This is a genomic window from Flagellimonas sp. B-3, assembly GCF_056857835.1.
On sequence record NZ_JBSXNW010000019.1, the window covers coordinates 354170 to 366873 of the forward strand.

Consider the following 12704-nt stretch of genomic DNA (forward strand, 5'->3'; position numbering starts at 1 on the left):
TTCTGGTTCTCGATACGATTTTTCGAAAGAAAATCACTCGAACTGACGAATTTCAATCATAATGCACAACGGGTAATAGGACATAAACCTTTAAGACGGTTTCCTAATCAATCAGTTCAAAAGATTCGGCAATCGTTTTAAAGGTTTTTTTATGTTCCATTTTTTTGTCCTTCAGGGTCCAGGCCATAATCATATAAACCCTGTCATTCCCTTCAACAAAGGTCAAAAAATAAGAGATTTCATCGGAGACACCATTAACATTGGCATCAATTTCTATAAATTCCGCACTCAAACCGTTTATTTTGAAAGGTCGGGGTTTGGATCTACTATTGATTTCAGTGGTTCGAGAGAGTATTTTTAACCGGGCATCCCTATAATTCTGTATTGTGGAAAGTTGCTCATCGTACTGCCCTAAATCCCTATATACTTCTTCAAATCTTGATTTTGGCTCATCAATTACCAGAAGATATGCCTCCTGGAGTAGGCTTTGGTACTGAAGGGAAGCTTCTTCATTCAATCCAGTGGAGCCCTTCATGAAACGCGGAATGTTTATTTGATATTCATTATTGATGGCAACGGTATTAAAATCTTGGGATTTGGGTCCGGAATCATTTTTTTCTGCATTAAAGTTTTTACATGAGCATGAAAGTATCAGCAAAACAAATAAAAAAGTATGCCTGGTCCTCATATCAAAGTTTTGATGTATTGTGGAACACTAATATAGGATTTAATCCCATTAAATGGGGCTAATTTTCCGATGCTCTGTATCCAAATGTGCTAAGGTTTGTTCGTTTGAACGCCTCGCGGGCTTGCCTCAAAGGTAGTTTTTATTTCACGTTTTGTCCCCACCTAACCTCCCCAAAGGGGAGGAACTATTCTCTTCTCCGTTGGAGGGGTTGGGGGAGGACTCTTTAGTAGCCTTTAGCGAAGGTAGTTTGATGACTTTTTTAATCTTGTAAAGGTTTGTGGGTGCTTATTGCAATACGGTTCCAAGCGTTTATGGTAACAATGGCCATAATAATCTGCGAAAAATAATGTTCATCGAATAGCTTTACGGCTTTTTCGTATGTTTCTCGGCTTAGCCCATTTTTGTGTACCATGGTAACTTCTTCCGTAGTTTTTAAGATCACCCTTTCTTCCTCGGAGAAAAGGTCCGTGTCCCACCAAGCATCCAATAAAAGTAATCTTTTTGGGTTTTCGCCCAGTGTCAGGGCATCTTTGGTGTGCATATTTATACAGAACGCACAGCCGTTGAGCTGTGAGGCCCTAATTTTTATCAACTCGTAGTGAATTTTGTCCAACTGGCTTTGTTGCATGTAATTTTCAAGCCCAAGCATAGCTTTAAAGGCCAATGGTTCCGTCTCGTCAATTTGAATTCTTGTTTCCATGATTGTTTTTTATAATGTTGATGCTAAGGTATTCAGAGAAACAAACAGAAAACTTAAACGGGTTTAAGAACGCTTTTTTGCCCGTATTTCACTTACATATTCTGGAGTCAACCCCAAAAAAGAAGCAATTAAATATTGGGGCACACGTTGTGCAAATTCCGGGAAATGCTCTGTAAAGTGGAGGTAGATTTCCTCTTTTGATAATCCAAACATATACTTCACCTTATTTAGAGAGGCCCCGTATGCAATTTGGTAGATTGTTCTAAAATAACGTTCAAGTATGGGAAATTCATGGAGCAATTGTTCTTGTTTCTCATGGCTGATGGATAGAATCCGGGTATTCTCTACCGCTTGTATATTAAAATCGGTGTTGGTTTTGTTCTGAAAGGCCAAGAAGTCTGAGAGCCACCAATTTTCCAACGCAAACTGAACGGTACGTTCCACACCTTTTTCATTGATAAAGTACATGTGCATACAGCCGTTGAGCACAAGGTGGATATGGGTACACGGCCCCCCGGCATGCATCAGTATTTCCTTTTTGTCCAAACAACGTTCATCAAAATACGACAAAATCTTGCCAAACGCTTTTTCCGAAACGGGTACATATTGGTTAAGGTGGTCAAAAAATGAATTGTGGCTTATTTTTTTCATGAACAACGCCTTTGGAAAGGCAAAGTTACATAAGTAAAATTACTGTTATGTTGTGGTTTGCCCCTAAGTAAAGAGGATGTGCAGAAAGCAACAATTTTTTGATTATATCAGGTTTTGCCCTATAACAAGCTCTGGAGGCACTTCTCAATGACAATAACGTAGAATTTCCGTTATTTGTGGTATAAAAAGTTTATTATGGAATCACCCAACTGGCAGACCGCCATGGAATTCGAGGATATCACCTATAAAAAATGTAATGGCGTGGCACGTATCGCCTTTAACCGTCCGGATATACGCAATGCGTTCCGCCCAAAAACCACAAGCGAACTTTACAAGGCATTTTACGATGCCCAGGAAGATACATCTATTGGGGTCGTGCTACTTTCTGGTGAAGGACCTTCATCCAAGGATGGTAAATGGGCATTCTGCAGTGGCGGGGATCAAAAAGCACGCGGTCATAAAGGCTATGTTGGCGACGATGGATATCACCGTTTAAATATTCTAGAGGTACAACGTTTGATTCGTTTTATGCCCAAAGTGGTAATTGCCGTAGTGCCCGGATGGGCCGTTGGAGGGGGGCATAGCCTGCATGTGGTGTGCGATATGACACTGGCCAGTAAAGAGCATGCCATTTTTAAACAAACCGATGCTGATGTTACCAGTTTTGATGGAGGCTATGGTTCGGCCTACCTTGCTAAAATGGTGGGGCAAAAAAAAGCGCGGGAAATTTTCTTTTTGGGAAGAAACTATTCTGCTCAAGAAGCCTACGAAATGGGTATGGTGAATGCTGTAATTCCGCATAAGGAATTGGAGGACACTGCTTACCAATGGGCTCAGGAAGTCTTGGCCAAGTCACCGACCTCCATAAAAATGCTAAAATTTGCCATGAACCTCACCGACGATGGTATGGTGGGACAGCAAGTGTTTGCAGGAGAGGCCACTCGTTTGGCTTACATGACCGATGAGGCCAAGGAGGGCCGCAATGCGTTTTTGGAAAAGCGCAAGCCCGATTTTGGCAAGGATAAGTGGATTCCATAGGTTAATATGTAATCAACGATAAACAGTTTACAATCAATTATTTGTAATGCCAAAAACTGCTTGCCCTCAACTTATTTCAGGGTCAGGGCTGTGGGTTTCCGTGTTAAGCTCAATAACGGTTTAGATGTTTTTTAAACAGGTTTTTTTATTCCAACTCCAAATTTGTGGGAAGAGGTTTGTCCAAAAACATATTATCCTTTAATGGGGTATGTAACCTTGATGAGGTGAAAGATTCTGCGGGCATTTCCACCGTAAAGTCGATTTTGGCAGATGCACCAGAAATTTCTTGGAGTGCACGGGCCAAAAGTGGCTCGTTTACGTCTCCCAAAACCCCAAGGTTGGTTAAATCTTCACTGAGTTCAATCTCGGGGCTTAAGCCGCTAGTGTAATCATAAAAACCATCCGCATTCTCATTTCTACCGACCAAAGGTTGTAATCCCCAAGAATTTTGTGAGTTTATATTCCCTTCACGATCGCTATTATAGATAAAATTGTTTTCGCTATCATCAACCAAAGTAATGGAGAATTCATTCTTGCCACGTGTTGTTTCACCAATATGGATTACATTGATATATGGGTCCAGGCCGTTCATCACCAATTCACTTGCCGAAGCAGAATCACCTGTGGCAATCACAAATATTCTGCTCAAATTTAAAGAGTTAATGGCACTCGCTCCCGTAGAATTTGCGAAGTAGTCAGTCAGAAATTCATCGGAAAACTCGGCTTGTATCTTGGCGTTCCAACGTTGTTTTATGTACACATCACTAGTATTGGTGCCATAGATCATACTGGCCAAAAGGCGAGATGTGTTAACTGAGCCACCTGGGTTATAACGCATGTCCAAAACCAGTTCGGTGGCTCCATCGGCCTTAAATTTTGCAAAGGCATCATTTAAATCTTCGTTAAAACTGCTTAAAAAGCGGTTGTACATTAAATAGGCGACCTTAGTACCGTTTACATCTAATGTTTTAGCAACCAAAATGGGGTTTTCAATCTGATTCTCTATTTTGGTAAGCGAAACTTCTTTGTCACTGTCAGAAATTGTGTTATCGGCCACAGTTGCCATTCCGAGCGTGTAAGTACTATTATCACCAAAAAGTAGGTTGATATAGTTGTTTACGGTTAGTTGAACTCCATCGACTCTCGTAAAAAATTCGCCTCTTTGTATGTCCTTAGTAGAAGCATCCGAATCTGGCCAAATATATTGTACAAATCCAAAAACGTTATCGGTATCGCCAATAAGTCCCAATCCAAACTCTAAACCATTGCTTTGGGATATGCCCGAGAGACTGCTTACCAGTTCGGTATAATCTTCGTTGGCAAAACTAAATCGGTCTATGGCAGTTTCTTCACCATAAATTTCTTCGTGTCTGTTACAAATGCTATAATAAAAATTTTCAGGATTAGAATTATTCTCCAAAAAAGCAGTGTATTCGGCGTTGGTGGAGAACCTATCATCAGCAAGGTCAGGAACATCAGCTTGCCAAAAATACCAAAGGTTCATGGCCTTCCACATAAAGTCTTGGGCAGCCACATCTGCAGTTGGGTCTGGATCGGGAGAAGGTCCGTTTTTGATTCCATCATCATCACTACACGACATAAACAAAACGGACAATCCCAAAAACAGGAAGAAATACTTTTTCATAACTTATTTTTTAATGAATTTACTCAAACTTTATTCCAAATTTATCAAGGGTGTAGGTTGAATTGAGTAAAATTACATGAACAATCATGCAAATTCGCCTTGCAAAATACCTTTATATAAGGAGATTGCAAATTTTTTGTAACAAATTTCGATATGTATCGTCGTGATAGTGTAGGTCGATAAGAAAGACACAAAAGCAACTTAGACAACCAAATGAAACAAACAGAATTCTTAAATGTGGTTTTGCCTTTTCAAGACAAACTGTACAGGCTCGCAAAACGCCTGTTGGTCTCTAGGGAAGAAGCGGAAGATGCCACTCAAGAAATTTTGTTGAAGTTATGGTCAAAGAATGAGTCCATGGAGAAGTACAAAAATGTTGAGGCCTTTGCCATGACCATGACCAAAAACTTTTGTTTGGACCGGTTAAAGTCCAAGCAAGCAGGAAACCTAAAATTGGTTCATAGCAACTATAGTGATGAAAACACCTCCTTACAAAAACAAATGGAGGCCGAGGACAGCGTAAGTTGGATGGAACGGATTATGGAAGACCTGCCAGAACAACAAAAAATGATATTGCAGCTACGGGATGTGGAGCAATACGAGTTCGACGAGATATGCGAACTCTTGGACATGAAACCCACAGCAGTGCGCGTAGCACTGTCGAGGGCGAGAAAAACAGTAAGGGAAGAATTAATAAAAAAACATAACTATGGAATTGGGTAACATAGAAAAAATATTGGAGAAGTATTTCGAGGCCACTGCCACAGTGGACGAAGAAAGAGCACTCAGGGAGTATTTTTCACAAGAAGAGGTAGCACCTCATTTGGAACAGTACAAACCCATGTTCAACTACTTTTCCAAGGCCAAGGAAGAAAAGTACACCAAGCAGGTACCATTAAAACCTAGAGTAAACTATTACAAGTGGCTATCCGTTGCAGCGGCAGTAGTTCTTGCCTTTGGCATTTATTTTGGTAATCAGTACCAAGAAACTAAGCGTTTGGAACAAGAAAAGGCGGAGTTCGCCTACGAGGAAACCAAAAAAGCTTTTGAGCTCTTAGCAGAAAATTTTGGCCGAGGAACAGAAAAGGTGGCCTATCTAAAAGAGTTCGAAGAAGCAAAAGAGAAGATTTACAACAACAATTAAAAAACGAAAAGATGAGAAAGTATATTTTAATAACAGTAATGGCAGTATTGCCTTTGGCCGGATTTTCACAATCCCTTTTTGACAAATTTGAAGATTTGGACGATGTAACATCCGTAGTGGTGAACAAAAGCATGTTCAACCTATTGGCAAAGATTGATGTAGAGGTAGATGACCCCGAAGCTCAGGACTTTATGAATATTGCCAGTAGCTTACAAAGCTTAAAGGTCTTCACTACCGAGGATAAGAAAATCGGTGAGGACATGAAGTCGTCCGTGGACAGCTACCTAAAATCCTCCAAAATGGAAGAGTTGATGCGGGTAAAGGACAAAGATGCCAATGTCAAGTTCTACATCAAAGAGGGCAAGGATGCGGATCATGTGAGCGAACTGCTCATGTTCGTGACAGGTATGAATAACGTTGAGGCCGATGGCAGAAAGTTCGAGACTGTAATTTTATCACTTACCGGTGATATTGATTTGAACAAAATTGGTTCATTGACCAAAAAAATGAACTTACCGGAAGAACTCAACGAGGCAAGTAAAAAGAATTAATTAAGACATCGGTTGGCAATAATCGGTTGGATACTGTAACAAAACGCAACAAGTTCCAACTAATTATTGTCAACTGATTATCAGTTTATAAAATCAATCAAAAAAAGAACAGATGAAACATATTGTTAAAACCATGTTGGTGGCCGGAGCAGTGCTTCTGGCTTCGTGCGCTTCGCAGCAAAGCCTGCAAGAGTATTATGTGGACAATTCGGAGAACCCAAACTTTTTGTCCATAGATGTTCCCGCAAGCATCTTAAAGCTGAACGAGGAAGAGTTGAACCCAACTCAAAAAGAAGCTATTGAATCACTTCGTAAATTCAATTTATTGGCCTTTAAAAAGAATGCCGATAATGAAGTGGAGTATAAGGTTGAAAAGAAAAAAGTACGCGAAATCTTAAAGGGCGACCAGTTTGTGGAGCTCATGAAAATCAATTCAAAATATGGCAAGGGAGTCATCAAATATTTAGGAGATGAGGACGCCATTGATGAAGTAATTATTTATGGGGATAGTGAAGATAAAGGCTTTGCCTTAGTAAGGGTACTTGGTAAGAATATGAACCCCGCGCATATCATTCAATTAATGCAAGCCATACAAAAATCCGATTACAAAGGAGAAGGGCTTGGTGAAATTGGAGATTTTCTAAAAGGCTAAGACCAATCATCATAAATTTCTAAGGGGGGGTGGCGTTTGTCACCCTTTTTCTTTTTAGGAAGATCAAAAACGTGACCTAGTTTAGTATCTTAGTGTCTCATAATAAGAACACTAACAAAACTCTAGCATAATGGAAAAAGCACAAGAATGGTTTGACTATGGTATTGAACTTGCCAAAGAATTTGGCCCAAAACTGATTACGGCACTTGTTATCTACATTATTGGTATGTGGGTGGTTAAGAAAATCATTAGTGGAACCCGAAAAGTAATGTCCAAGAGCAAGTACGATGAATCGCTCCAAAAATTCTTGTTGAACTTATTTTCATGGGCGCTAAAAGTATTCTTGATTATTATCGTAATCTCTCGCTTAGGAGTTGATGTTACAACTTTTGCCGCTGTAATTGCTGCCGCTGGTCTTGCTGTTGGGTTGGCTTTGCAGGGGTCGCTTTCCAATTTTGCGGGAGGTGTGCTCATCATGATTTTTAAACCATACAAAATTGGCGATTTGATCGAGGCACAAGGTGTTTTGGGAAAAGTAAAGGGAATCGAAATCTTTACCACAAAACTGGTGACCCCACAAAACAGGCTTGCCATTGTCCCAAATGGTGCCATGGCCAACGGGAACATCATCAACTATACCGCAGAGGGTAAAATTCGTGTCGATACCGTAATAGGAGTGGGCTATGGTGAGGACATCAAAAAAACCAAAGAAGTATTGTTGGAGGTGTTGACATCCAATCCAAAGGTGCTAAAAGACCCAGCGCCCTCAGTAAATGTGTTGGAGTTGGCGGACAGCTCCGTGAATTTTGCGGTTAGGCCTTTTTGCGAGCCAGATGATTATTGGGACGTGTATTTTGCGACCCACGAAAATTGCAAATTGGCCTTGGATGAAGCTGGTATTGAAATCCCATACCCACATCAAGTGGAAATCCATAAAGAGGGATAAACGGATAGCTGGATTCTTGGTTTTTTCAGGTCAATGGCAAAGGGTTAAAGGTTTTAACACGGATTTCACGAATGGCCACAGATGTTTTTTGCTCTTGGCCTTGTGAATTGTACTTGCGAAAGGAGATTCTCCAGTCGTTCCCATCCTTCAGAATGACAGTTAAGAGTGTATGTAGTTCCTAAACAAAACCGATGGTAAGCGTGTCACATCGAGCGCAGTCGAGATGCCTTAAGTTCTCGCGTTTAGTTTATCTTGCGCGCAGTGCGCAGTCTAAGGGACTAGCTATATGGATTGATGATTAGATTCCTGCTTTCGCAGGAATGACAAGTACTTAAACTCCTGTGTAATTTGCTGGGGTAATTTGTTTTAACTCGGCTTTAATGGCATCGGAAACATTCAACGTTTCAATAAAATCGGCAATGGATTTTTGATTGATTTTCTCATTGGTACGTGTTAAACCTTTCAATGCTTCGTATGGGTTGGGATAACCTTCCCTTCTCAAAATAGTCTGGATGGCTTCTGCAACAACGGCCCAATTGTCTTCCAGGTCTTTATCAAACTTGGCTTGGTTCAATACCAGTTTGTTCAATCCTTTTAAAGTGGACTGAAATCCAACCAAGGTGTGTGCAAACGGCACCCCAACATTACGTAGTACGGTACTGTCCGTAAGATCACGTTGTAATCTGGAAATCGGCAATTTGGCGGATAAATGCTCAAAAATAGCATTGGCCAACCCCAGGTTTCCTTCAGAATTCTCAAAATCTATAGGGTTTACCTTGTGTGGCATAGCCGATGAACCCACTTCCCCTTTTTTGATTTTCTGTTTGAAGTAGTCCATGGAAATATAGGTCCACATATCTCGATCCAAATCAATCAAAATAGTGTTGATGCGTTTAAGACAATCGAACAAAGCGGCCATGTGATCGTAATGCTCAATTTGAGTAGTGGGGAAAGAGTGGTGCAAACCTAATTTTTCTTGTACAAATTGTTTTCCGAAGGCTCTCCAATCGTTATTGGGGTAGGCTATTTTGTGGGCATTGTAGTTACCAGTAGCTCCACCAAATTTAGCGGCGCTGGGGATATCGTTCAATAAATTGAACTGCTCTTTAAAACGTACGACAAAAACGTCGATTTCCTTGCCCAAACGGGTAGGGGAGGCCGGTTGTCCGTGTGTTCTTGCCAACATGGGGATGTTTTCCCATGCTTTGGCAAGCTCCTTCAATTTCTCCAAAACCTCTAAATAAGAAGGAACGTATACATCGTTCATAGCTTCTTTGATGGATAGCGGTATCGCAGTATTGTTGATATCTTGTGAAGTCAACCCAAAGTGGATAAACTCCTTGTATTTTTGAAGATTTAATGCATCAAACTTTTCCTTGATGAAGTATTCAACCGCTTTTACATCGTGGTTGGTGGTCTTTTCAATATCTTTTATTGCCTGTGCATCTTCCGCAGAAAACTCTTGGTAAATTTTTTGTAATTCGGGGAACAAAGCCTTGTTGAAATCAGCCAGTTGGGATAAAGGAACCTCACAAAGGGCGATAAAGTATTCAATTTCGACTTGAACACGGTATTTGATCAGGGCCTCTTCAGAAAAATAATCTTTAAGGGCCTTGGTTTTGTTTCTATATCTACCGTCAATCGGCGAAATGGCATTTAGTTGTGTCAGCGACATGGTCAAGAAAATTTTGAAAGCATCAAAGATACTTAAACGCTGTGTTTTAAACACCCAATTCGGCCAACTTATCCAGCGTTTTTTTTGCTCGGTTTTTGTAGCCCGTAGTTCCTGTGGCGTAACTGTCTTCCAGAACCAGTTTGAGTTCGGGGTGTACCCAATCAAATTTTAAACCTAAGTAGTACAGACTTGTCATGGAAAATACCTTGGGTGCCATGTTCATAGGGCCAATGAGCCAATCAAAACAGGATGTCATTATTTTTTCCAATTGGTCGTCGGTAATACTTTGGACAAAAACGGGGTCTTTTTTCTTAAAGTAGGCTTCGCAGATCATTTCACAAACGTGTGCAATGGGTCTTATACAAGATTCGGTTTTTAATTTTGACAAACCATTCACAAAATCTTCAAAAAAGGGGAGAATCAAGGAGGGGTCTTTTCGCATTAAATGATCAAAGGTCCAGCTCGCATTGAAACTTCCTGCTTTGTCTTCCAACAATACCTGTTTAAAAAGTGCCTTGGCCAGTCGGGGTTCTTTCTTCAATTGCTGAACCAAAACATCTATTTCAAGTTTTGATATTCTACCTGAACTAAGTTTGATATGGAGTTCCTCTTCGGTCACAAAAAATCAATATATTTACTAAAATCCTGTAGGTGATGAAAATAGTGAAAAAAATAGCAATTGTTCTTTTGGTTGTATTGGTAGGAATGCAATTTTACCGACCTGAAAAAAATGTAGCTGAAGGCGATTATGTGGCTGCCTTTGAAACGGAGACCCAACCTCCTGCCGAAGTCAAGAAGATTCTAAAAACAGCCTGTTACGATTGCCATAGTGCGAACACAGTGTATCCGTGGTACAATAACATTGCCCCGGTTTCCTATTGGTTGGCAGATCATATAGAAGAGGGCAAGGAGCATCTGAATTTTTCCGATTGGGCCAACTACGATGCTGAAAAAAAGGACCACAAACTGGAAGAACTCATCGAAGAGGTGGAAGAGGGAAAAATGCCTTTAAAGGAATACACATGGACCCATGCTGATGCGAAATTGTCTGAGGAGCAAATAAATGTATTGGTAGCCTGGGCAAAAGAAACTAGGGCCAACTATTAAAAAACTGTTCCACCAATTCGGGAATTCCCTCTGCTGCTGTTTTGGAGATTATGGTAAGGTTTTCAAAATCCGATGAACGGATGTTGGGCTTTGGATCTATAAAGTAAATTGGGGTTTTATTTGGCGCGTAATGGATTAAACTTGCCGCTGGATACACTTGCATAGAGGTTCCCACAATAATAAGTATTTCGGCCTGTTGGGTGATTTGCGCGGCAGTTTCCAACATTGGTACCATTTCGCCAAACCAGACAATATGGGGGCGTAGCTGGTGCCCTTTGTCGTCCGTGTCGCCTAAAACCAAATCTTTTTTCCAATCCAACACATGGTTTTCGTTTACGGTACTTCGCACTTTGAACAGTTCACCGTGCAAATGCACTACATGGGAACTCCCAGCCTTTTCGTGCAGATTATCCACGTTTTGGGTTACAATACTCACATCAAAATCTTGTTCTAATTCGGCCAGAGCCTTATGGCCTGCATTGGGAGCAACCTCCAACAATTGCCGTCTTCGCTGGTTGTAGAATTCGAGCACCAACTCAGGATTACGGGCAAATCCTTGTGGCGATGCTACTTCCATCACATCATGGCCTTCCCAAAGACCGTTTTCGTCCCGAAAGGTTTTCAGTCCGCTTTCAGCGCTCATCCCTGCCCCGGTTAGTACTACGATTTTTGGTTTGAGCATGTTTTTGGTTTTATGTTAGCCCATCATTTTTTCCAATTTTGAAGACGGTCCAAATAAAGGTAGCTCTCCACAAATTTTCGGTGTTCCTCATTTGTCATGGTTTCCAAAAGGTTCAATGCCGATATGTAACTTGCCAGATTTCCGTTTGAAGATAAAAATTTTCCGTCTCGGACAAAAGTCACCAAACTGTCGTTTTGAACTTTTAAGTTGGGATAATCTTTTTGTAATTGTGTGCCGCCACCAATCCAAGTTACAATTTTCTTTCCATCTGCAATTCCAGATGCACCAATTAACTGTGCTCCAGCACAATTACTGACTGTGTATTTGGTTTCTTCATTCTTTCTTCTGATGAATTCCACGATTTTTTCATTGTGTACCTGCGCATACATATCGTAGGCACTTGGCACGAACAATGCAGTCAATTTTGGACAGTTGTCAAAAGTATAATCGGGAACAAAGTGCATTCCTTCCTCGGTGGTTATTGGATTGTCCGTTTCGGCTATAGTGATAACGTTGAAGAGTTGTTTTCCATCAGCTGATGGTTTTGCGAATACGTCAGAAGTTGCTACAACCTCACTTTGAAGGACACCATTGTACATTAAAAGTCCAATTGTTGGCAGATTTTCTTTGAACGGTTTTAAATGTTTTGTCAATGTATCAGAATGTGAAATTCCTGTTTGAAGCCCGTTATCTTCATTTTTATCAGAACTTTTAGGAGTATTTGTGTTACAGTTAAAAAGTATAACGCTTAGTAAAATGGGAAGTAAATTTCTCATAACATTTTGATAATCAATTAAAATTATTAATCAAAACAAATGTATCCAGTATGATTCTGATAAAAGTTAAACTGGTTTAAGAAGTTTTGTCATTTAGTACTTTCGGCAATTTGAATAGGTCTTCCCATAAAGAGATTATTTCTTGTTCGAAAATAGAATTATCCTCAAAAAAGATATTCTTTTGAGGATGTTAATATTTCAATTCGTTGTCCAAAAAAGACTTGAAATTTTTTATTAGTCTTTTTTCTTCACTCTTAATCATATTTAAAACTAGAATAAAAAGTAAGGGAAAAATAAAGTAAAGTGGTATGGGAAGGCCCAGTTCAAAGATGAAGTTAAAGAAAATTATAAGTACTGTAGGCAACAAGAATAAAATTATAAGTCCGTTTTTACTTTTCGTTTTTAGCGTTATTTTGGTTTTCTCCTCAGTTAATTTCGACAAAATGCCA

The 12704-nt window shown here is 40.1% G+C and carries 15 protein-coding genes; 7 read left to right on the forward strand and 8 right to left on the reverse strand.

Annotated elements, in window-relative coordinates:
• Positions 1-103 precede the first annotated feature (103 nt).
• The 3 genes from AC13CS_RS08950 to AC13CS_RS08960 all read right to left on the reverse strand — a co-directional run bounded on the left by AC13CS_RS08950 (position 104) and on the right by AC13CS_RS08960 (position 2039).
• Entirely contained in the window at positions 104-688 is a 585-nt protein-coding gene (locus AC13CS_RS08950; protein ID WP_293164098.1) for a hypothetical protein, read from the reverse strand.
• 259 nt (positions 689-947) lie between these two features.
• Positions 948-1388, reverse strand: coding sequence for a carboxymuconolactone decarboxylase family protein (locus tag AC13CS_RS08955; RefSeq protein ID WP_293164096.1), 441 nt, complete (start codon positions 1386-1388; stop codon positions 948-950).
• A gap of 63 nt (positions 1389-1451) precedes the next feature.
• Positions 1452-2039: a Crp/Fnr family transcriptional regulator gene (locus tag AC13CS_RS08960; RefSeq protein ID WP_293164094.1), complete on the reverse strand. Its 588-nt coding sequence runs from the start codon at positions 2037-2039 to the stop codon at positions 1452-1454.
• Between the two features lie 195 nt (positions 2040-2234).
• Here AC13CS_RS08960 and AC13CS_RS08965 point away from each other — a divergent pair, with 195 nt between their 5' ends.
• On the forward strand, positions 2235-3077 hold the full coding sequence (locus AC13CS_RS08965) for a 1,4-dihydroxy-2-naphthoyl-CoA synthase (RefSeq protein ID WP_014031397.1): 843 nt from the start codon (positions 2235-2237) through the stop codon (positions 3075-3077).
• 145 nt (positions 3078-3222) lie between these two features.
• Here the strand turns inward: AC13CS_RS08965 and AC13CS_RS08970 are convergent, their stop codons facing one another.
• On the reverse strand, positions 3223-4722 hold the full coding sequence (locus AC13CS_RS08970) for a S41 family peptidase (protein WP_293164090.1): 1500 nt from the start codon (positions 4720-4722) through the stop codon (positions 3223-3225).
• Between the two features lie 213 nt (positions 4723-4935).
• On the opposite strand from AC13CS_RS08970, the gene AC13CS_RS08975 reads away from it, so the two are divergent.
• From AC13CS_RS08975 to AC13CS_RS08995, 5 genes are all read left to right on the forward strand, one after another.
• On the forward strand, positions 4936-5445 hold the full coding sequence (locus tag AC13CS_RS08975) for an RNA polymerase sigma factor (RefSeq protein ID WP_293164087.1): 510 nt from the start codon (positions 4936-4938) through the stop codon (positions 5443-5445).
• Positions 5432-5866 carry a hypothetical protein gene (locus AC13CS_RS08980; RefSeq protein ID WP_293164085.1) on the forward strand — a complete coding sequence of 145 codons (435 nt, stop codon included), beginning with the start codon at positions 5432-5434 and terminating at the stop codon, positions 5864-5866. The genes AC13CS_RS08975 and AC13CS_RS08980 overlap by 14 nt, the downstream gene beginning before the upstream one ends.
• An 11-nt stretch (positions 5867-5877) precedes the next feature.
• The gene (locus AC13CS_RS08985) at positions 5878-6417 is read left to right on the forward strand and encodes a DUF4252 domain-containing protein (protein ID WP_293164083.1); all 540 of its coding nucleotides are present in this window, start codon (positions 5878-5880) and stop codon (positions 6415-6417) included.
• Positions 6418-6529: 112 nt separating this feature from the next.
• On the forward strand, positions 6530-7069 hold the full coding sequence (locus AC13CS_RS08990) for a DUF4252 domain-containing protein (RefSeq protein ID WP_293164081.1): 540 nt from the start codon (positions 6530-6532) through the stop codon (positions 7067-7069).
• 130 nt (positions 7070-7199) lie between these two features.
• A complete protein-coding gene (locus AC13CS_RS08995; RefSeq protein WP_293164078.1) occupies positions 7200-8015 on the forward strand; it encodes a mechanosensitive ion channel domain-containing protein in 816 nt (271 codons plus the stop codon).
• A 331-nt stretch (positions 8016-8346) separates the two neighbouring features.
• Here AC13CS_RS08995 and purB read toward each other — a convergent pair whose 3' ends face one another.
• Both purB and AC13CS_RS09005 read right to left on the reverse strand, forming a co-directional pair.
• Positions 8347-9690, reverse strand: coding sequence for an adenylosuccinate lyase (purB, locus tag AC13CS_RS09000; RefSeq protein WP_293164075.1), 1344 nt, complete (start codon positions 9688-9690; stop codon positions 8347-8349).
• 46 nt (positions 9691-9736) lie between these two features.
• Entirely contained in the window at positions 9737-10309 is a 573-nt protein-coding gene (locus tag AC13CS_RS09005; RefSeq protein WP_293164072.1) for an adenylosuccinate lyase, read from the reverse strand.
• 35 nt (positions 10310-10344) lie between these two features.
• Between AC13CS_RS09005 and AC13CS_RS09010 the strand changes: the two genes are divergently transcribed.
• On the forward strand, positions 10345-10797 hold the full coding sequence (locus AC13CS_RS09010; protein ID WP_293164069.1) for a heme-binding domain-containing protein: 453 nt from the start codon (positions 10345-10347) through the stop codon (positions 10795-10797).
• On the opposite strand, the gene AC13CS_RS09015 is transcribed toward AC13CS_RS09010, so the two are convergent.
• Both AC13CS_RS09015 and AC13CS_RS09020 read right to left on the reverse strand, forming a co-directional pair.
• Positions 10781-11479, reverse strand: a complete 699-nt coding sequence (locus tag AC13CS_RS09015; protein WP_293164067.1) for an SIR2 family NAD-dependent protein deacylase — start codon at positions 11477-11479, stop codon at positions 10781-10783. The genes AC13CS_RS09010 and AC13CS_RS09015 overlap by 17 nt on opposite strands.
• A 23-nt stretch (positions 11480-11502) precedes the next feature.
• Positions 11503-12255 (reverse strand): DJ-1/PfpI family protein, encoded by a 753-nt coding sequence (locus AC13CS_RS09020; protein WP_163626720.1) that lies wholly within the window; start codon positions 12253-12255, stop codon positions 11503-11505.
• Between the last annotated feature and the right edge of the window lie 449 nt (positions 12256-12704).